19 protein-coding genes are annotated in these 19609 nt (G+C 73.4%); 12 read left to right on the top strand and 7 right to left on the bottom strand.

The window, feature by feature from the left end; all coding sequences use genetic code 11:
- Positions 1-8: 8 nt before the first annotated feature.
- Genes ABZ312_RS02020 through ABZ312_RS02010 form a run of 3 tightly spaced genes read left to right on the top strand, consistent with a single transcriptional unit; the run spans position 9 to position 3666 of the window.
- Positions 9-1154: an acyl-CoA dehydrogenase family protein gene (locus ABZ312_RS02020; protein ID WP_500436193.1), complete on the top strand. Its 1146-nt coding sequence runs from the start codon at positions 9-11 to the stop codon at positions 1152-1154.
- Positions 1151-2617: an aldehyde dehydrogenase family protein gene (locus ABZ312_RS02015; RefSeq protein ID WP_500358724.1), complete on the top strand. Its 1467-nt coding sequence runs from the start codon at positions 1151-1153 to the stop codon at positions 2615-2617. Before ABZ312_RS02020 ends, ABZ312_RS02015 begins: the two co-directional genes overlap by 4 nt.
- Positions 2617-3666 (top strand): Zn-dependent alcohol dehydrogenase, encoded by a 1050-nt coding sequence (locus tag ABZ312_RS02010; RefSeq protein ID WP_500330283.1) that lies wholly within the window; start codon positions 2617-2619, stop codon positions 3664-3666. Before ABZ312_RS02015 ends, ABZ312_RS02010 begins: the two co-directional genes overlap by 1 nt.
- A gap of 6 nt (positions 3667-3672) precedes the next feature.
- Here ABZ312_RS02010 and ABZ312_RS02005 read toward each other — a convergent pair whose 3' ends face one another.
- Positions 3673-4698 (bottom strand): GlxA family transcriptional regulator, encoded by a 1026-nt coding sequence (locus ABZ312_RS02005; RefSeq protein ID WP_500330281.1) that lies wholly within the window; start codon positions 4696-4698, stop codon positions 3673-3675.
- 70 nt (positions 4699-4768) lie between these two features.
- Here ABZ312_RS02005 and ABZ312_RS02000 point away from each other — a divergent pair, with 70 nt between their 5' ends.
- The gene (locus ABZ312_RS02000; protein WP_500330280.1) at positions 4769-6103 is read left to right on the top strand and encodes an MFS transporter; all 1335 of its coding nucleotides are present in this window, start codon (positions 4769-4771) and stop codon (positions 6101-6103) included.
- Positions 6104-6191: 88 nt separating this feature from the next.
- The gene (locus ABZ312_RS01995) at positions 6192-6518 is read left to right on the top strand and encodes a hypothetical protein (RefSeq protein ID WP_500330278.1); all 327 of its coding nucleotides are present in this window, start codon (positions 6192-6194) and stop codon (positions 6516-6518) included.
- A 20-nt stretch (positions 6519-6538) separates the two neighbouring features.
- Here the strand turns inward: ABZ312_RS01995 and ABZ312_RS01990 are convergent, their stop codons facing one another.
- From ABZ312_RS01990 to ABZ312_RS01975, 4 genes are all read right to left on the bottom strand, one after another.
- Entirely contained in the window at positions 6539-7156 is a 618-nt protein-coding gene (locus tag ABZ312_RS01990) for a flavin reductase family protein (RefSeq protein ID WP_500436191.1), read from the bottom strand.
- A 402-nt stretch (positions 7157-7558) separates the two neighbouring features.
- Positions 7559-8395 carry an enoyl-CoA hydratase/isomerase family protein gene (locus tag ABZ312_RS01985; protein ID WP_500330275.1) on the bottom strand — a complete coding sequence of 279 codons (837 nt, stop codon included), beginning with the start codon at positions 8393-8395 and terminating at the stop codon, positions 7559-7561.
- Positions 8388-10595 (bottom strand): acetate--CoA ligase family protein, encoded by a 2208-nt coding sequence (locus ABZ312_RS01980; protein WP_500330273.1) that lies wholly within the window; start codon positions 10593-10595, stop codon positions 8388-8390. The genes ABZ312_RS01985 and ABZ312_RS01980 overlap by 8 nt, the downstream gene beginning before the upstream one ends.
- Before the next feature lie 269 nt (positions 10596-10864).
- Positions 10865-12058, bottom strand: coding sequence for a flavin-containing monooxygenase (locus ABZ312_RS01975; RefSeq protein WP_500358726.1), 1194 nt, complete (start codon positions 12056-12058; stop codon positions 10865-10867).
- 132 nt (positions 12059-12190) lie between these two features.
- Between ABZ312_RS01975 and ABZ312_RS01970 the strand changes: the two genes are divergently transcribed.
- From ABZ312_RS01970 to ABZ312_RS01955, 4 genes are all read left to right on the top strand, one after another.
- A complete protein-coding gene (locus tag ABZ312_RS01970) occupies positions 12191-12643 on the top strand; it encodes a DoxX family protein (RefSeq protein WP_500358728.1) in 453 nt (150 codons plus the stop codon).
- Entirely contained in the window at positions 12640-13074 is a 435-nt protein-coding gene (locus tag ABZ312_RS01965; protein ID WP_500330268.1) for a Zn-ribbon domain-containing OB-fold protein, read from the top strand. The genes ABZ312_RS01970 and ABZ312_RS01965 overlap by 4 nt, the downstream gene beginning before the upstream one ends.
- Positions 13075-13078: 4 nt before the next feature.
- Positions 13079-13630: a GNAT family N-acetyltransferase gene (locus ABZ312_RS01960; RefSeq protein ID WP_500358730.1), complete on the top strand. Its 552-nt coding sequence runs from the start codon at positions 13079-13081 to the stop codon at positions 13628-13630.
- Between the two features lie 267 nt (positions 13631-13897).
- The gene (locus ABZ312_RS01955) at positions 13898-14728 is read left to right on the top strand and encodes a glycoside hydrolase domain-containing protein (protein WP_500358731.1); all 831 of its coding nucleotides are present in this window, start codon (positions 13898-13900) and stop codon (positions 14726-14728) included.
- A gap of 62 nt (positions 14729-14790) precedes the next feature.
- Here ABZ312_RS01955 and ABZ312_RS01950 read toward each other — a convergent pair whose 3' ends face one another.
- A complete protein-coding gene (locus ABZ312_RS01950; protein ID WP_500330265.1) occupies positions 14791-15957 on the bottom strand; it encodes a thiolase C-terminal domain-containing protein in 1167 nt (388 codons plus the stop codon).
- Positions 15958-16029: 72 nt separating this feature from the next.
- Between ABZ312_RS01950 and ABZ312_RS01945 the strand changes: the two genes are divergently transcribed.
- A complete protein-coding gene (locus ABZ312_RS01945; RefSeq protein ID WP_500436189.1) occupies positions 16030-17280 on the top strand; it encodes an acyl-CoA dehydrogenase family protein in 1251 nt (416 codons plus the stop codon).
- Positions 17277-17777 (top strand): nitroreductase/quinone reductase family protein, encoded by a 501-nt coding sequence (locus ABZ312_RS01940; RefSeq protein ID WP_500436188.1) that lies wholly within the window; start codon positions 17277-17279, stop codon positions 17775-17777. Before ABZ312_RS01945 ends, ABZ312_RS01940 begins: the two co-directional genes overlap by 4 nt.
- 153 nt (positions 17778-17930) lie before the next feature.
- Here the strand turns inward: ABZ312_RS01940 and ABZ312_RS01935 are convergent, their stop codons facing one another.
- Positions 17931-18578 (bottom strand): TetR/AcrR family transcriptional regulator, encoded by a 648-nt coding sequence (locus ABZ312_RS01935; RefSeq protein WP_499512412.1) that lies wholly within the window; start codon positions 18576-18578, stop codon positions 17931-17933.
- A gap of 193 nt (positions 18579-18771) precedes the next feature.
- Between ABZ312_RS01935 and ABZ312_RS01930 the strand changes: the two genes are divergently transcribed.
- Positions 18772-19572 (top strand): VOC family protein, encoded by an 801-nt coding sequence (locus tag ABZ312_RS01930; RefSeq protein ID WP_500330261.1) that lies wholly within the window; start codon positions 18772-18774, stop codon positions 19570-19572.
- Positions 19573-19609 lie beyond the last annotated feature (37 nt).

The raw sequence follows: 19609 nt of genomic DNA, 5'->3' as shown, positions 1-19609 counted from the left end.
GGCGGACCATGGACTTCACCTTCGGCCCGGAGACGGAGGCCTTCCGCGCGGAGGCCCGGGAGTGGCTGGCGGCGCACCCGGACGGCGCACCCGGCCGGGAGTGGGAGCGGGAACTCGGCGCCGCCGGCTGGATCGGCCTCGGCTGGCGCGGCGACTACGGCAACCGGCGTGCCACCCTGCCCCAGCAGGTCGCCTGGGGCGAGGAGTACGCCCGCGCCGAGGCGGCCGCCCGGTCCGGGCACATCGGCGAGAACCTGCTGGCCCCCACCCTGGAGGCGCACGGCACGCCCGACCAGCGCGACCGCTTCCTGCCGCCGGTCGCCCGCGGCGATGAACTGTGGTGCCAGGGGTACAGCGAGCCCGGGGCGGGCTCCGACCTCGCCGGCGTCCGTACCGCGGCCGCCTCGGACCACGACGGTGACGGTCCCTGCTACCGCGTGACCGGCCAGAAGATCTGGACCTCCCTCGCCCAGGACGCCGACTGGTGCTTCGTCCTGGCCCGCACCGAACCCGGCTCGCGCCGGCACCACGGACTGAGCTTCCTGCTGGTCCCCATGGACCAGCCCGGCAGGGTCGAGGTCCGCCCCATCCGCCAGCTCACCGGGACGGCCGAGTTCAACGAGGTCTTCTTCGACGGGGCCCGCGCCGACGCCGCCCACGTCGTCGGCGGCGAGGGGAACGGCTGGCAGGTCGCCATGTCCCTCCTGGGCTTCGAGCGCGGGGTCTCCACCCTCGTGCAGCAGATCGGCTTCGAACGCGAACTGCGGCAGGTCGTCGACCGCGCCGTCGCCACCGGGGCGGTGACCGACCCCGTGCTGCGGGACCGGCTGGTGCGCCAGTGGGCCGAGTTGCGCACCATGCGCTGGAACGCCCTGCGCACGCTGGGCACCGCCGACCCGGCCGCCCCGAGCGTCGCCAAGCTGCTGTGGGGCGGCTGGCACCAGCGGCTCGGCGAACTGGCCGTCGCCGTCCGCGGCGCCCCCGCCGCGACCGGCCCAGCGCCGTGGGAGCCGGAGCGGCCCTACGAACTCGACCAGACCCAGCGCATGTTCCTCTTCAGCCGCGCCGACACCATCTACGGCGGCTCGGACGAGATCCAGCGCACGATCATCGCCGAGCGGGTGCTCGGCCTCCCGAAGGAGCCTCGCGGATGAACAGCGACGGGACGTACGGCCATTGGATCGGCGGCCGGTGGCACGAACCGGCCGGAGCGCACTATCCAGTTGTCAATCCGGCCACGGAGGAGACCGTCGGGCACGCCCCCGAAGCGGGCCCGGCGGACGTGGACGGCGCGGTGCGCGCAGCCCGGGAAGCGTACGAGGGCTGGTCCCGTACGAGCCCGGCGGAGCGCGCCGCGATCCTGGAGCGGATCGCGGACGTCCTCGCCTCGCGGTCGGCGGATCTCGTACCGCTGCTCCAGCAGGAGACGGGAGCGACGATCCGTGTCGCGTCGAGCATGCAGATTCCTACGGCGGTGGACCGCTTCCGGCGCTACGCACGGGGCGCGCTGGAACCGGACACGATCCCCTTCGCGCCGCAGCCCGTGAAGGCCTCGCCGCTCGCTCCCGGCGGGCTGGTCAACGCGGCGGCGGCACGGCGTCCGGTGGGCGTCGTCGCCTGCATCACCTCCTACAACTTCCCCCTGGTCAACCTGGCCGGCAAGGTCGCCCCCGCCCTGGCCATGGGCAACACCGTCGTCGCCAAGCCCGCGCCCCAGGACCCGCTGACCTGCCTGCTGCTCGGGGGGATCATGCGGGAGGCGGGCCTGCCCGACGGGGTGTTCAACGTCATCACCGGCTCGGGCGCCGCGGCCGGTGAGGCTCTGGTCGCACACCCCGGCGTCGACATGATCAGCTTCACCGGCTCGACGGCGGTCGGGCAGGCGATCGCCCGCGTCGCGGGCGCGTCGATGAAGCGGACCCTGATGGAACTGGGCGGCAAGGGCGCGGCGATCATTCTCGAGGACGCCGCACCGGGCGTCCTCAGATCAGCGGTATCTGCTGTCGGTTCAACATGGGCATTCCATTCAGGTCAGATCTGCACGGCGCCGACCCGTGTGCTCGTCCCCCGCGGGCGGTACGAGCAGGTGATCACCGCCCTTGAACAGTACGCCCGTTCGCTGACCGTCGGGGACCCTGTGGATAACTCCACCGTCGTCGGCCCGCTGATCACCGCCGCCCAGCGCGACCGCGTCGAGGCCTACGTCGCCGGCGCCCGCGAACAGGGCGCCAGCGTCGTCACCGGCGGCGCGCGCCCCGACCTCAAACCCGGCTACTACGTGGCCCCCACCCTCCTCGCGGACGTCACGCCCGAAATGACGGTCGCCCGCGAGGAGATCTTCGGCCCGGTCGTCGCCGCTCTCCCCTACGGCACCGAGGACGAGGCCGTCGAGATCGCCAACGGCACCCCGTACGGCCTGTACGACTACGTCTTCGGCAGCGACACCGCGCGCGCCTGGGCCCTGGCCGCCCGCCTGCGCAGCGGCAACGTCGGCATCAACACCGTGCAGCGTCACCCCGAGACGCCCTTCGGCGGCTTCAAGCACAGCGGGATCGGCCGCGACGGCGGCTCCTTCGGACTGCACGCGTACAGCGAGCTCCAGGCGGTGGTGTGGTGATGAGAGGCGTGATCTTCGACGGGACGCAGCCCGCGGTCGTCGACGACCTGGAGGTCCGGGACCCGGGCCCCGGCGAGGTGCTGGTCCGCATCCACGCCGCCGGGCTGTGCCACAGCGACCTGTCCGTCGTCGACGGGGTCATCCCCTTCCCCGTACCGGTCGTGCTCGGCCACGAGGGGGCGGGCGTCGTCGAGGCGACCGGCGCCGGCGTCTCGCACGTCTCGCCGGGCGACCGCGTGGCCCTGTCCACCCTCGCCAACTGCGGCACCTGCCCGGACTGCGACCGGGGGCGCCCGACGATGTGCCGCAAGGCCATCGGCCGTCCCGGCAGGCCCTTCAGCCGTCAGGGCGAACCGCTGTTCAACTTCGCCTCCAACTCGGCCTTCGCCGAACTGACCGTCGTCAAGGCCGTCCAGGCCGTCCCCCTTCCCCAGGGCATCCCCCTCACCTCGGCCGCGCTCATCGGCTGCGGGGTGCTGACCGGGGTCGGCGCCGCCCTCAACCGCGCCCGGGTCGACCGCGGCGACACGGTCGTGGTCATCGGCACCGGCGGCATCGGCCTGAACGTGCTGCAGGGCGCGCGCATCGCGGGCGCCTCCCGGATCGTCGCCGTCGACACCAACCCGGCGAAGGAGGAACCCGCGAGGCTGTTCGGCGCCACCGAGTTCGTGGACTCGGCGGAGGCGGCGCGTGCGCTGCTGCCGACCGGCGCCGACCACGTCTTCGAGTGCGTCGGCCACGTCGGGCTCATCCGCCAGGCCGTCGACCTCCTGGACCGCCACGGCCAGGCCGTCCTGCTGGGCGTGCCGCCGGCCGATGCCGAGGCGTCCTTCCTGGTGTCCTCCATGTACCTCGACAAGTCCATCCTGGGCTGCCGCTACGGCTCGGCACGGCCGCAGCGCGACATCGCGCTCTACGCCGACCTGTACCGGCAGGGCCGGCTCCTGCTGGACGAACTCGTCACCCGCACCTACCCGGTGGAGGACTTCGCCAAGGCGGCGGAGGACGCCCGGGGCGGCCGCGTGGCGCGGGGCGTGCTGACCTTCTGAGGCGGGTCAGAACGCCGCCGTCGCCCGGAAGGTGCGCCGGTAGGCGCTGGGCGAGACGCCGAGGACGGCCTGCAGGTGCTGCCGCATGGAGGCCGCCGTGCCGAACCCGGCCTGCGAGGCGACCTGGTCGACCGACAGGTCGCTGGACTCCAGCAGGTGCCGGGCGCGCTCGACGCGCTGCTGCGTCAGCCACTGCCCGGGGCTGGTGCCCACCTCCTCCCGGAAGCGGCGGGTGAAGGTGCGCACGCTCATCGCCTCGCGCTCGGCCAGCTCGCGCAGCGTCAGCGGCCGGTCGAGCCGGTCCAGCGCCCAGGAGCGCGCCGCGGCCGTGGTGGCCTGCTGGGGCTCGGGGACGGGCCGTTGGATGTACTGGGCCTGTCCGCCCTCCCGGTGCGGCGGCACGACCGTACGGCGCGCGCTGGCGTTGGCCACGGCGGTGCCATGGTCACGGCGTACGAGGTGCAGGCACAGGTCGATGCCCGAGGCGACGCCCGCGGAGGTGAGGATGGCGCCGTTGTCGACATACAGGACGTCCGGCTCGACCCGCACCTGGGGGAAGAGCCTTTGGAAGTGGTCCGTGCTCGACCAGTGGGTGGTGGCGCGCAGGCCGTCCAGGTGGCCGGCCGCGGCGAGGAAGTACGAGCCGGTGCAGATGGAGACGAGCCGGGCGCCGGGGCGGATGCGGGCGAAAGCCGCCGCCATCTCCTCGGGCAGCCGGCCCTCGGTGTGCGCGACGGAGCGCTCGTGGGCGGCGGGGACGATGACGGTGTCGGCCGTCTCCAGGACCTCGGGGCCGTGGGCGACGTGGATCTCGAAGTCGGCGTCGGCGCGTACCGGTCCGGGACCGTGCGGGGAGCACGTCACCACCTCGTACAGATCGACCCCGTCGGAGTCCCTCGCGCCGCCGAAGATGCGGTGCGGGATGCCCACTTCGAAGGGGATCACACCGTGCTGCACCAGGACGACGACCCGGTGGCGCACCGGTGTGCGCGGAGCGGCGGTCGGCGAAGGCGTCTCCATGGATTCAGCCATGGCCCGATCCTTGCACAACATGGCCATCCGGCCACTCGTTCCGCGAAAAGCGATGCCGGATGCTGACCTGGTGACGCAGACTCCCGAGCTCCCTGTGCAGCCCCTGGCCGACAGGGGCCCCGACGTTCCCCGGCCGTTCCGCACGCCCCGGATCCATCGCGCGTGGTCGGTGGCGGCCGCCGCCTTCGTCACGCTCATCGGCGCCGCCGGCTTCGCCTCCCTGCCCGGACTGCTGATCGAGCCGCTGCACGGCGAGTTCGGGTGGTCGCGGGGCATGATCGGCCTGGCCGTCTCGGTCAACCTCGCGCTCTACGGGGTGACGGCGCCGTTCGCCGCCGCGCTCATGGACCGCTTCGGCATCCGACGGGTCGTCGCGGCGGCGCTCGTCACCATCGCGACCGGTGCGAGCCTGACCGTCTTCATGACCGCGAGCTGGCAGCTCGTGCTCCTGTGGGGCGTGCTCGTCGGGCTGGGCAGCGGCTCCATGGCCCTGGCCTTCGCGACCACCGTCACCAACCGCTGGTTCGAGGACCGGCGCGGCCTGGTCACGGGCATCCTGACGGCGGCCGGCGCGGCGGGACAGCTGATCTTCCTCCCCCTGCTCTCCGTCATCATCGAGCACGCGGGCTGGCGCTCGGCGGCCCTCACCGTGGCGGGCGCCGCGGTCATCGTCGCGCCCCTGGTCTACCTGCTGCTGCGGGACCACCCCGCCGACGTGGGCCTGGCCCCGTACGGCGCCGCGGAGTTCGTGCCGAAGCCGCCGCCGGTGACGGGGGCGGCCAAGCGGGCGGTCAAGGCGCTGTTCGACGCAGCCCGCGGCGGCCCGTTCTGGCTGCTGGCGGGGACCTTCGCGATCTGCGGCGCCTCGACGAACGGCCTGGTCAAGACGCACTTCGTGCCCGCGGCCCACGACCACGGGATGCCGGTGACGGCCGCCGCGTCACTGCTCGCCGTGATCGGCATCTTCGACATCGCGGGCACGGTGGCCTCCGGCTGGTTCACCGACCGCTTCAGCCCGCGGCGGCTGCTGGCCACCTACTACGGGCTGCGCGGACTGTCGCTGATGTTCCTGCCCGTGCTCCTGAACGACGCCGTCCACCCGCCCATGGTGCTGTTCATCGTCTTCTACGGCCTGGACTGGGTCGCCACCGTGCCGCCCACCATCGCCCTGTGCCGCGAGTTCTACGGCGCCGACAGCGCCATCGTCTTCGGCTGGGTACTCGCCTCCCACCAGCTGGGCGCCGCCCTGGTGGCCTTCCTCGGCGGCGCGGCGCGCGACGCCTTCGGCTCCTACGACGTGGTCTGGTACTCCTCCGGGGCGCTGTGCGCGGTGGCGGCGCTCATGGCGCTGGTGATCCGGCGGCGGGAGACCCCGGGCGCCGGGGCGCTCCCGCTCGCGGCGTAGCCGGCCGGCCCCGGCGCTGCCGGGTCCCGCGGCCGCCCCTGGTGACGGCACGGGAACTGCGTGCGGCGCCGGGGCGTCCGTCCTGTGCGTGAGGGAAGCGACCAAGGGCCTCACCGCCCTTCTTGTGGCGGGCCTGGGTGCGGCGTCCGTGCTGCTGGCCTGGGCACCGCTCGCCAGAGTCAACGTCGAGGGCGGTTTCGAAGGGCAGCGCCGGGACTTGAGCGTCCTCTACGTCGACCTTCCGCTCATCGCCGCGGGAGGCGCGCTGGTGCCGCTCGCCTTCTGGCTGCTCACGCTGCGCGGGTCGCGCCGCCCCGGGCTCGCGGCCCTGGTGGCGGTGGCCGTGGCCGCCCTCGGGATCTGGGCGCTGACCAGTTGGTGGGCGCCCCACCGGGCGCCGGAGTTCACGGGCTGAGGCGCGTACGGCGGCCGCGGTCAGGGCGCGAGCCGGCCGAAGCGGCCGCGGTGGAAGAGCAGCGGCTCGCCGTCTTCCGCCCCGTGGCCCAGATCCCGGACCCGGCCGATGACGACGAGGTGGTCGCCGCCGGTGTGCACGGCGTGGATCGCGCAGTCGATCCACGCGGCCACGCCGCGCAGCCGGGGCGAGCCCGTCTCCGGCGCCGGATCCCACTCCACACCCGCGAACTTGTCCCCGCCGCTCACGGCGAAGGAGCGGCACAGCTCCTGCTGGTCCGCGCTGAGCACGTTCACGCAGAACACCCCGGCCCGCGCGATGCGCGGCCAGCTGGTGGACGTGCGTGCCACCATGAAGACGACCAGCGGCGGATCGAGCGACAGCGACGCGAACGACTGGCAGGCGAACCCGGCGGGTCCGCTCTGCGCGTCGTCCCCGGGCGCCGCGATCACCGTCACGCCGCTCGCGAAGTTCCCCAGTACCTGCCGGAATTCGGACTGGTCCACCGGGGCGCGCTCGTCCGGCCGCACGGCCCGCAGTTCGGGCGGCGGCAGCGGGTCCACCCGCCCGGCCGTCGTCGCCGCCCCGGCCGACCGGAGGTAGCGGACGACGGCGACCGCCATGCCTGCTTGTCCCATCACACGGTCCATTGAAACTGACGGGTCGTCAGAAGTGAAGTCCTGCGCGAAGGACGGTCGAAGGCCGCGCGTACCGTGCCTGTCATGGGATGGGGTACGGGGCGGGGGTCCCCGGCGCGGCCCGCGGTCGATCCGTGGGGTGATGCCGGACGCGCGGCGGCGGTCCAGGACCGTCGCCGGCAGGGCGTGCTGGTCACCTCGTTCTACGCGGGGCGCCGGGACCCGGAGGGCAGGACCGGGTGGGCGCGGCAGCGGCAGGTCGCGTTCCAGATCTCCGTCGTGACGATCGCGGTGGTCGGGCTCGTCCTCGCGGGCGGTCTGCTGGCGTACGGCACCGGGCTGCTGGAGGAGTACCGGCCCCAGCCCGGGGCCGGGGCGCCCGAGGGGCGAGCCTTCGCGGTGTCACCGGCCACGGAAGTCCGGTGGGCGGCGTTCGAGGAAGGCGCACAGTCCTTCTCGGGCGTCGGCGGTGGTCATGTTCTGTTCCTGTGCGGCCGCCTCGGCGGCGAAGGCCGTCGCGCGGTCGGAGTCCAGGGACGCGTTGACGAGCTGCTTGGTCAGGGCGAGGGCGCGGGTGGGGCCGGCGGCGAGCCGCTCGGCGAGGGTGTCGGCGGCCGCGTCGAGCTCGTCGGCGGAAACGACGCGGTTGACCAGCCCGAGGCGTTCGGCGGTGGCGGCGTGGAGGTCGTCGCCGAGGAGGAGGAGTTCCTTCGCGCGGTGCGGGCCGATCAGGCGGGGGAGGAGGTAGGCGCCCCCGCCGTCGGGGACGAGGCCGCGGCGGACGAAGACCTCGATGAACTTCGCCGTGTCGGCGGCCAGGACGAGGTCGCAGGCGAGGGCGAGATGGGCACCGAGACCGGCGGCCGTGCCGTTCACGGCGGCGACAACGGGTTTCTCGCAGTCGAGGACGGCGGCGATGAGGCGCTGGGCCCCGGACCGGATCGTCCGGGCCACGTCGCCCGCGACCCGGTCCGCGGCGGCCGGACCGCCGCGCAGGTCGGCCCCCGCGCAGAAGGCCCGGCGGCCGGCGCCGGTCAGGACGACGGCCCGCACGGCCGGGTCCGCGGAGGCCTCCAGAAATTTCTGTATGAGGCGTTCACGCAGGTCAGGGGTGATGGCGTTCATCGCCTGGGGGCGGTTGAGGGTGAACCGGGAGACCCCGTTGTCGGTGACGTGGAGTACAACGGATTCCACGGAGTCATCACGCTCCGTGACCACTCCACGGGGGGAGTCAGTCATGTGTGTTCTCCTGACGGCAGACGGCCAGTGCGTCCAGGGCGCAGGCGCCCTGCCCGCGCGGCAGCACCATCAGCGGATTGATGTCGAGTTCGGCGAGGCCGTCGCCGAGTTCCAGGGCCATGCGCTGCACGCGGAGGATGACGTCGACGAGCGCGTCCGCGTCGGCGGGTGGCGCCCCGCGCACGCCGTCGAGCAGGCGGGCGCCGCGCAGTTCCCGGAGCATGTCCCGCGCGGTTCCGGCGTCGAAGGGCGGTACGCGTACGGCCGTGTCCCGCAGGACCTCGACGAGGACCCCGCCGAGGCCGGCGGTGACGGTGGGCCCGAAGAGCGGGTCGTGGCTCATGCCGACGACCATCTCGACGCCTCGCTCCATCATCTGGCAGACGAGGACGCCGTCGAGGTCCAGGTCCTCGCAGCGGGCGATGTCGGCGAGTTCGCGGTAGGCGTCGCGGACCTGGCTGGCGGAGGTGAGGCCGATCTTGACCAGGCCGAGTTCGGTCTTGTGCGCGAGCCGGTCGGCGGACGCCTTCATCACCACGGGGTAGCCGACCTGGGCCGCCGCCCGGACGGCACCGGCGGCGCTGGTGACCAGTTGCTCGCGCGGGACGCGGATCCCGTACGCCCGCAGCAGTTGCTTGGCGGCGTGCTCGCTCAGCCGGCGGCCGGGGTGCAGAAGGGAGCGCGCCTTCCGTGCGGAGGAGGAGGGCGTGCGCGGCGCGTCGTCGAAGGGGGAGCGGTAGCCGGCGGCGAAGCGGTGGTGGTCCAGCCAGGCCCGTACGGCGGTCACGCAGTTGCCGAAGGTGCGGAAGGTGGCGAGCCGGGAGGAGCCGAGCAGGGTGGTCCGGTAGGCCTCCTCGGTGCCCACGGGGGAGCCCCAGATCACGCACACCAGTTTGTCGGTGGCCTCGGCGGCCTCGGCGAGGTCCTGGGCCAGCCGGTCGCTCATCGGCGGGAAGGGGCCGGTGATCGGGCAGACGAGGACGCCGACCGCAGGATCGGCGAGGATCGCGTCGATGATCTTCCGGCCACGCCAGTCCCCGACGGGATGGCCCCCACTGTCCACGGGGTTGGAGACGTTCAGGTACTCCGGTATCCACTGGTGGAGTTCGGCCTGCTTCGGCTCCGGGAGGGTGGGCAGCGGCAGCCCGGCGGCGGTGGCCAGGTCCGCGAAGTGCGCCCCGGTGCCGCCGGAGATCGAGTAGACGACCACGCCCTCGGCGGCCGGTGGCCGGGCCCGGGCCAGCAGGGCGGCGGTGTCCTGGAGTTCGTCCAGTGCGTCGACGCGGATCACGCCGAACTGGCGGAAGGCGGCGTCGGCGACCGCGTCGGATCCGGTGAGCTTGCCGGTGTGGGTGGCGGCGGCGCGGGTGCCCGTCTCGGTACGGCCCACCTTGACCATGACCACCGGCACCTTGTTGCGGGCCGCGCGGTCGGCGGCGAGGGCGAACGAGCGGCCGTCCTTGAGGCCTTCGGCGTAGACCGCGATCGCACCGACCTCGGGCCGCCCGGCGAAGTAGGAGAGGAAGTCGGCGGTCTCCAGGTCGGCCTCGTTGCCGGTCGGCGCCCAGTGGCTGAGCCGGATGCCGAGCTCCTGCAGGGCGTAGACCGGACGGCCCTGGTGGCCGGACTGGGTGATCAGGGCGATCGCCGGCCCGGGGAGGTCCTCACGGAACGCCTGGAAGGCGTTGAGGTTGGTGTTCGGCCCCAGCAGCCGCAGTCCGCTGCCCGCGACGGCCCGGCCGAGCCGCTCCTGGGCGGCGGCACCCGCCTCCCCGGTCTCGGCGAAGCCGGAGGCGAAGACGACCGCGAACCGTGCCTTGGCCCCGGTGAGCTGCTCCAGGACGGGGAGGGGGTCGGCGACGAGCAGGACGGCGAGGTCGACCGGCTCGGGGAGATCCGCGACGGATGCGTGGCAGGGCAGGCCGAACACGGTGCCGCGGCCGGGGTTGACCGGGTGGAGCCGGGCGCCGACCCGCTCGGCCCAGGTGACGAGTTGCCGGGTGATGCCGGTGTTGGGGCGGCCCTCGGCGTCCGAGGCGCCCACCACGGCCAGGGACTCGGGCCGGAAGAAGCGGTCGAGGTCGGGCACGCAGGCGTGCAGCGGTCGCCCGCTGACGTCCACGTCGTCCGTGCCGTGGCCCGGGCCGCCGGCGTCCGCCGCGGGATCGGTGCCGCGCGTGCTGAAGGTCGATCCAAGCATGTGTCTCGCCCGTCCCGCTCGAAGGTCCAGAGAACTGACGCAATGTCAGATTACTGAACTGACGATCCGTCAGGAACGGGGAGGATGCGAGAAACCTGTGCACCCCCGCGGGAAGACGGTCCGGCCGGCCGAGGGGGGAGGGCCGGCCGGACCGCCGGACCGGGGTGGAGCAGGAGCGGTACGGGGGCGCGCAGGGGTGGTGCGGAGGCGGTGCGTGCGGTGTCGCGGGTGCTCGTCCGTATCCCCTCGGTACCCACCGCGCGCGTTCGCTACCGCCGCGCCACGGCTTTGGCGATCCGGCGCGCGTCGATGGCCATTTCGCGGAACATGCCGCTGATGGGATTGGTGAAGCCGGTGAAGTACAGACCGGGAGCGTTCTTCGGGCTGCGGCCGCCGTGCCGCACGGGCCGGCCCCGCTCGTCCAGCACGTCGAGGTGACCGACGAGCGGTTCCAGGCCGCGCCGGTAGCCGGTGGCCGCGACCACCGCGTCCGGGGTGATCCGCGTGCCGTCGGCGAGCAGCACCTCGCGCCCGTCGAAGCCCTCGACGGCGGCGACGGGCTCCACCTTCCCCGACCGGACGGCGTCGATGATGCCGACGTCCTGGACGGGGATGGAGCCCTCCCGCACCCGCGAGTAGAGCCCGTTGTCCGGGCGGGGCAGTCCGTACGCGGACAGGTCCGGCACGGAGACGCGCTCCACGTAGGGCGCGATCTTGTCGACCAGCTTCGTGGGGAGGCGGCGGACCATGATCCCGGTGCGCTGCGCGGGCCACCCGGCGGTGGAGCGGCGCATGATGTGCGGGGGCGTCCGCACCGCCAGCCGGACGCGGGCCGCGCCGGACTCGGCGAGGTCGACGGCGATCTCGGCGCCGGTGTTGCCCACGCCCACGACCAGGACGTCCCGGCCCTCGTAGGGCCGGCCGTTGCGGTAGCGGGAGGCGTGCAGCAGCTCTCCGTCGAAGGTGTCGCGCCCGGGCCAGTCCGGAAGGTGCGGCGAGTGGTTGTAGCCCGTGGCGACGACGACGCTGCGCGCGGTCAGCCGGCGCCCGCCGGTGGCCGGGAGCACCCAGCCCGCCGCCGGGTCCCCGGCGGGCTCGATCCGCCCCACCTCTATGCCGGTGGCGACGTCCAGCCCGTGGAACTCGGCGTACTGCTCCAGGTAGCGGACGACGTCGTCGCGGCCCACCCAGCGGCCGTACGACCGGGGTATCCCGAGGCCCGGGAGCGCGGACAGGCGTCTGGTCGTGTGCAGCCGCAGCCGGTCGTAGTGGCCGCGCCAGGAGGCGCCCACCGCGTCCGACCGCTCGACGACCAGGGTGCGCACGCCCCGGTGCCGCAGCGACGCCGCGACGGCGAGACCGCCGGGACCGGCGCCGACGACGATGGCGTCCGGCGCCGCCGTGTTCGGTAGGCGGGTGGCGGCGGATGCGGAGGTGCCGGCGGATGCCGAGGTGTCGGTCATGGCTGCTCCCGTGCCTGCAGGGTGAGGGTCACTCCGGAAGGTAGCGCGCTTTCGCCCCGGCACCTTGCGGAGGTGCGACCGCATCCGGTCAACTGACATACCGTCAGATTCCTTGTCCCGGGGAGGCACACGATGCAGACGATCTGGCTGACCGGCGCCGAATGGCTCGCCGTCCTGCGCATCGGCCTCGGGCTGTGGTGGCTGGAGAGCTGGCGCCACAAGGACAAGAAGGGCTGGTTCGAGCAGGGCACCGGCATCGCCTGGGCCGCCGACGTCGCCGCGAAGCACCGCTGGACCTTCGTCCAGGGCGGATTCACCGCGGTCGTCGCGCCCCGCCCCAAGGTGATGGCCTATGTCGTCGTCCACGCCGAACTGGCCGTCGGGCTCGGTCTCACCGCCGGGCTGCTGACACCGGTCGCGCTGGCCGGCGGCATCGTCCTCAACCTGCTCTACCTCATCCTCATGATCCACGACTGGGCGGAGCAGGGGCAGAACGCCATGATGATCCTCGCCTCCGTCGTCCTCCTCTTCGCCATGGGCTGGCAGACCTGGTCCCTCGACAGGGTCTGGGGGCTCTTCCTGTGACCGGCCTGCCCGAGCCCGACGCCTTCACGCGCACCTACTGGAACGCCGCCGCCGAGGGCCGGCTGCTGATCCGCCGGTGCCTGGCCACGGGCTGCGGCGCCGCCCACCACTACCCCCGGGAGTTCTGCCCGCACTGCTGGAGCGAGGAGGTCGTCTGGGAGCAGGCCGCGGGCCACGCCACCCTCTACACCTGGTCCGTGGTGCACGCCAACGACCTCCGGCCGTTCGCCGGACGGGTCCCCTACGTCGCCGCCGTCGTCGACCTCGCCGAGGGGCCGCGCATGATGACGGAGGTCGTCGGCTGCGCCCACGACGCGCTGTGCGTCGGGATGGACCTGCGCGTCTGCTTCCGCCCCGCGGCCGCAGGCGGGGAGATCGCGATCCCCGTCTTCCGCCCGGCCCGGGCGGCACCGCCTCCTTTGCTTGAATGAGGGCGTGCTGAGGCCGGTGGAGTTGGAAGCGTACGGACTGCTGCTCAGGCCCTGGGAGGAGACGTCCGGCGACCTCGACGCGGCACTGCGCGGCCTCGCGGACCCGGACTTCCGCCGCTGGAACACCGCGCACGCCCCCGAGCCCGACGAAGCCGGGGTGCGGGCGTTCCTGCGGCGCCGGCGCGACGGCTGGGGGGCCGGCGACCTCGCGTCGTTCGCCGTCACCGAGGCTGGTGTGGTGCTCGGCCAGGCCGGGCTAGGGATGATCGACCACACCATGCGCGGTGCACGCGTCAGCTACTGGATGCTCCCCGAGGCCCGTGGGCGCGGCGTCGCCACCCGGGCCCTGGAGGCGGTCACTCGGTGGGCCTTCCGCGATCTCGGCCTGCACCGGCTGGAGCTGGGCCACGCCGTCGGCAACGAGCCCTCCTGCGGTGTCGCGCGGCGCTGCGGTTACGTCCTCGAAGGGGTCCTGCGCGAGGCGGTCGTCGACCTGTCCGGCGCCCTTCGGGACGTCCACCTGCACAGCCGCCTGGCGACCGACCCACGTCCCTGACTCCGGCGACCGCACGGAGATTTGCCGTGCCTTGGGGGAATCTTGTGCCGATCGGGACAAGTGCTTTCCCGATCACCGTGTGCGGGTTGGCTAGGGTGCGATCCGCCCCTCGCGCGCCGCGGACCCGTACGCCGGTGCATCCGCGGGCCGCACAGCCGCCGCACGCGTGCCGCACGCCGTGCCGGACGCGCGCGCCGTGCCGGGGGCCTCAGCAGTCCTGCCAGGCGCACCCGGTGCGGTGCGTCCCGTGTCGTGAATGGGGTGGGGATGTCCGGTCACCGGATGTCGAAGAAGCGTCGCTACATCGCCTGGGCGGTGGCGGCGGCCGCGGTGCTCGTGGGTGCTGGTGTCGCGGCGGGGGCCTCGATGGCGACCACGGTGTCGCGCCCGGCCCCGAAGGTCTACACGGGGCGGGCGTTCGACACCTGCACGGCGCCCTCCGCGTCGGCGATGAAGGCGTGGCACAACGGGTTCTACGGTGCGGCGGCGGTGTACGTCGGCGGCAAGAACCGGGGGTGCGCGCAGCCGAACCTGACCGCGTCCTGGGTCAAGTCGGTCAGCGCCACGGGCTGGAAGCTGATCCCCCTCTACGTGGGCGCGCAGCCGCCGTGCCAGACCAGCCGCAACCCGGAGAGGCTGACCGCCTCCTCTGCGGCCTCGCTGGGCGCGGCGGATGGCGCGGACGCGGTGGCCAAGGCGTCGGCGCTGGGGATGAAGGCCGGCAGCCCGGTGTACCTGGACATGGAGTCGTACGACGTCACCAACACCTCGTGCAACAACGCGGTGCTCGCGTACGTCCGGGCGTGGGACAAGGCCGTGCACGCCAAGGGCTACTGGGCCGGCTTCTACGGCTTCCGCAGCTCCAGCGCGAAGGCCGTCGCCACGGCGACCAACCGCACCGACCTGCCGGACGTCCTCTGGTACGCGCTGTGGGACGAGCACAAGACCACGACCACGGACTGGCCGTTCTCCGCGTCGCTGTGGACCGGGCACCGCCGCGGCCACCAGTACATGGTCAACAGCAAGGAGACCCGCGGCGGTCACACCATCACCGTGGACCGCAGCGACTGGGACGCCCCGGTCGCCGTCACCGGCTGACGCCCGAGGGGGCGGTGGAGCCCCGGCGGGGCGGAGGGAGGCGGGTCAAGGGCCCGTGACCCTCAGTCCCGCCCCAGCACCACCGTCCCCGAGGAGCAGAACCAGCCGCCCGTCCCCGAGGCCACGGCCAGCTCCGGCAGCGCCCCACCGGGCTTGCGCACCTGGCGCTCGCCCGCCTCCCCCCGCAGCTGCCGTACCGCCTCGACGAGCAGGAACAGTCCCCGCATGCCGGGATGGCAGGCGGACAGCCCGCCGCCGTCGGTGTTGACCGGCAGGGGCGACGCGGCCACGAAGGGCCCGCCCTCGCCCTTGGCGCAGAAGCCGAGGTCCTCCAGCGTGACCAGGGTCATGTAGGTGAAGGCGTCGTAGATCTCGGCGAGGTCCATCTCGTCAGGGGTGACGCCCGCGCGGGAGAAGGCCAGCCGCCCCGAGACCGCGGCGGGGGAGACCGTGAAGTCGTCCCACTGCGACATCGTGGCGTGCGAGACGGCGGTGCCGGAGCCGAGCACCCACACCGGGGGCGGCGCCGCGTCCCGCGCGTACTCCGCGGCGGCCAGGAGCACCGCGCAGCCGCCGTCGGAGCGGATGCAGCAGTGCAGTTTGGTGAACGGGTCGGCGATCACCGGCCCGGACAGGACGTCGTCGACGGTGATCGGTGTGCGGTACATCGCGTCGGGGTTGCGGGCCGCGTTCGCCCGGGCCCGGACGGCGACGGTGGCGAGCTGCTCGGCGGTGGTGCCGTACTGGTGCATGTGGCGGCGGGCGGCCATCGCGTACTTGGCGATCAGCGTGTGCCCGTAGGGGGCCTCGAACTGCAGGGGCCCGCGCGTCCCGAAGGACAGGTTGGCGGTGCGCCGCCCGGCCTTGAGGTCGGCACGGGCGGTGGAGCCGTAGACCAGGAGCACGACGTCGGCGTGCCCGGCGGCGATCGCGTCGGCGGCGTGCGCGGCCATGACCTCCCAGGTCGCGCCTCCGACGGAGGTCGAGTCGACCCAGCGCGGCCGCAGTCCGAGGTACTCGGCGACCTCGACCGGCGCGAGCGTGCCGAGCCCGGCCGAGGCGAAGCCGTCGACGGCCGACCGTGGCAGCCCGCTGTCGGCGAGCGCGCGGCGCGCCGCCTGGGCGTGGAGCGCGTAGGGGGTGGCGTCGTCGACCCTGCCGCCGTCGGACAACGCGACGCCGAGGACGGCGACTTCACGGCCGTTGCGAGTACTCTGACCCTGAGCCATGAATCTGACGGTACATCAGATTTGGGGTTTCCGGACGCCGCCGGATCCCCCGAGGTGGGAGGAGAGCTCGCCGTGGACGCCGCCTTCACCGAGGAGCAGGAAGAGATCCGCCGCACCCTGCGCGAACTGCTCCGCAAACGCTGCGGACCGGACGAGGTGAAGTCCGCCGCCCGCACCCCCGAGGGCCACGACGGCGCCTTGTGGCGGCTGCTGGCGCGGTCGCTGGGGCTGCCAGGCCTCGCCCTGCCCGTCGCGTACGGGGGCTCCGGCTGCGGCCCAACGGAACTGGTGCTGGCCTGCGAGGAGACCGGCCGGGCGCTGCTGCCCTCACCGCTGCTGGGCACGACCGTGCTCACCGCCCCCCTGGTCGAGGCGCTCGGCACCGACACCCAGCGCCGTGCCCTTCTGCCGCGCCTCGCCTCCGGGGAGCCCGCGGCCCTTGCCGCACCCCTGGTCGCCCTCGGCCTCACCGGCCCCAACACCGGTGACTGGGCGGGCGGCGGCCGCGCGGGGGGCGTGCAGGCCCGCCGGGCGGACGGGGTCTGGCGGCTGTACGGGCAGGCGGACCAGGTGCTCGGGGGCCCCGGCGCCGGGCTGCTGCTGGTGGCCGCCCATACGGGTGGCTACGCCCGCAGCCGGATCCGGCTCTTCCTCGTCCCCGGCGACGCCCCGGGCCTGGTCCGCAGGCGGCTGACCGCCCTGGACGAGACCCGCCCGCAGGCCCGCGTCGAACTGCGCGACGTCCCCGCCGAGCCCCTGGGCGGGGAGGAAGCGGTCGATCCGCGCCCCGCGCTCGCCCGTACGGGTGCCCTGGCCGCCGCCGCACTGGCCGCGGAAGCCGTCGGGGCGGCCTCCCAGGCGCTCGCGGGGACCTTGGAGTACGTCGGGGTCAGGGAGCAGTTCGGACGGCCCGTGGGCTCCTTCCAGGCCGTCAAGCACCGTCTCGCCGACCTGTACGTCCAGGTCCAGGCCGCCCGCTCGGCCGCCTACTACGCCGCCTGGGCCGTCGGGTGCCCCCCGGAGCAGGCACCGGACGCCGTGGTGGCGGCACCGCTCGCGCTCGCCCAGGGCCTGGAGGCACTGCGCGCCACCGCAGGCCAGGCGGTCCAGTTGCACGGCGGCATCGGCTTCACGTGGGAGCACCACGCGCACCTGTACGTGAAGCGGGCCGCCTCCGACGAGCTGCTCTTCGGCCCCGTGCACGCGCTGCGGGCCCACGCGGCCGAGCGGGCGGGCGTCTTCGCACCCGCGGCCGCGGCGGCGTCCCCACCGACGTCCACACCCACGACCGCGCCGACGACCAAGGGGAGGGCAGCGGCATGAGCGTGCTGCGGACCGCCGTGCAGAAGATGTCGTCGACCCGGGCGTTCGCCAGGGTCGGGCCGCATGTCGTCCCGGCGCTGGACCGGTTCGTGCACCGGGCGACCCGCGGCAGGGTGCTGCTCAGCGCGCGGATGCTGCCCGGGTTGGTGCTCACCGCCACCGGCGCGCGCAGCGGGCTGCCCCGGCGCACCCCGCTGGCCTGCATGCCCGAGGAGGGCGGGACCTTCGTGCTGGTCGGCAGCAACTTCGGGCGCACGGACCACCCGGCGTGGACGGGGAACCTGCTGAAGCACCCCGACGCGGAGGTCAGCTGGCGCGGCCGGGACGTCCCGGTCCGGGCGCAGTTGCTGACGGGCGGGGAGCGCGAGGTGGTCTGGGCGGCGCTGCTGGAGTTCTGGCCGCCGTACGCGACCTACGCGCGGCGCGTGGAGCGGCGGATCCGGTTGTTCCGGCTCGTCCCCAGGGAGCCGGGCGGTGGCGGGGCCGTGGAGCCGTAGGGCCGTGGAGCGGAGCCCCCGGAAAGGACAACGCGGGCGCCTGGGCCGGCAACCTCCCCCGAGGACCGGTCGGCGCCCGCGTCGTTGCAGGCAGGACTTCGACGTGAACGTAGATCAACAATGCCGCCGGAGGCGGGCGTCAGCGCCGCGGCGTCACCGCGTCGGCTTCTTGCCCGTCACACCGAGGTGCACCAGCAGCGAGAGGTTCGGCTTCAGCTCGGCCTGCTTGACGCCCCAGCTCTGGAAGCCCTTCTGGTGCGCGGCGACCGCGGCGAGCATGGCCACGAGGGATCCGGCGACGGCTGCCGGGCTGACATCCTTGTCGACGCGGCCCTTGCCCTGGAGCTCCTTGATCGAGTCGGAAAGGGAGTTGGTGAGGGGGTTGAGGATCTTCATGCGGATCTTGTAGAACCGCTTGTCCCCTTCGGCCGCGCCCAGGTCGACGACGCGCAGGATGGCGTCGTGCTTGCGCCAGAAGGAGAGGAAGCCCTCGACCAGTTCCTCCGCCGCCGTGGCGCCGGACTTGCCGGCCCAGGAGCGGCCGGCGACGAGGTCCGTCAGCGCGGCCCCCTCCTTGGCCATCTCCTCGGCGAGCTCGAGGACGGCGCCCTCGACGTCGGGGAAGTATTGGTAGAACGTTGCGGGGGAGGTACCCGCCATCCGGGCGACGTCGATGACCTTGACGTCCCGGTACGGCGACGTGCTGAGCATTTCGCCGAGGCAGTCGAGCAGCTTCTGCCGCGTCGCCTGTCCCCGGCGCCCTGCCACACGGCCGTCGACGGTGCGAACTTGTCCTGTCATGCCGTCAGTTTACGGGCTGGTGATCAGCGCGCGATTCGGTGCCTGCAAATGGGGAAGGCCATGTGTTCGATTTCTCCTCGGGCGCGGCGGGGGATCCGCCGATAACGTGTCAAGTCAGACACTCCGTCGATCCACGCGAATCCCCACGTGAATCGGGATCGCCAGCCGCATCACCGGACGAATCGAGGACGAGATGGCCGTGCACCCCGACGGCACCCCCTGCTGGGCCGACGCCATGCTCAACGACCTGGAGGCCGGCAAGCGCTTCTACGGCGGACTGCTCGGCTGGACCTTCGGGCGGGGGGAGGAGCAGTACGGCCAGTACACCCAGGCGTACGGCCCGGACGGGAAGAACGTCGCGGCCCTCTCCCCCAAACCGGACGGCCGGATGCCGACGGTGTGGAACCTCTACCTCGCCTCCTCCGACATCCGGGCCACCGCGGGCAGGATCCGTGACTCGGGCGGCCAACTCATCATGGAGCCCATGCCCGTTGGGCCCTTCGGCACGATGCTCATGGCGGCCGACCCGGGCGGCGCGGTGTTCGGGGTGTGGCAGGCCGGCACGCACGGCGGCTTCGAGGCGACCGGCGTCCCCGGCTCCTACATCTGGACCGAGGTCTACACGCGTGAGACCGAGCGGACCGACCCCTTCTACGAGGAGGTCTTCGGCTTCGGCAGCAAGCGGATCGAGGACGAGGCCATCGACTTCCGGATCTTCGTCCCCGAGGGCGAGGAGGTCACCCCCGACAAGGCCGTCCTCGGCCGCTTCCGGATGGGGGAGGGTTTCCCGCAGGAACTGCCCGCCCACTTCGTCGTCTACTTCGCCGTCTCCGACGCCGACCGCGCCGCGGAGGCGGTCGCGCGGCTCGGGGGCCGGGTCACGATGGGTCCGATGGATTCGCCTTTCGGCCGTTTCCTCCTGGCGAGCGACGACCAGGGTGCCCATTTCGCCCTGATCGATCCCGGTACCACGGTCGGTGAGAAGCCGTCCTGAACGCGCGCGGATCCGCAACCGAATCAAAGGTAATCGC

Source organism: Streptomyces sp. NPDC006207, assembly GCF_040613835.1.
In the GTDB taxonomy this organism is placed as follows: domain Bacteria; phylum Actinomycetota; class Actinomycetes; order Streptomycetales; family Streptomycetaceae; genus Actinacidiphila.
Note: the sequence above shows the minus strand (reverse complement) of the source record. Positions and strands in the feature narration are given on the sequence as shown.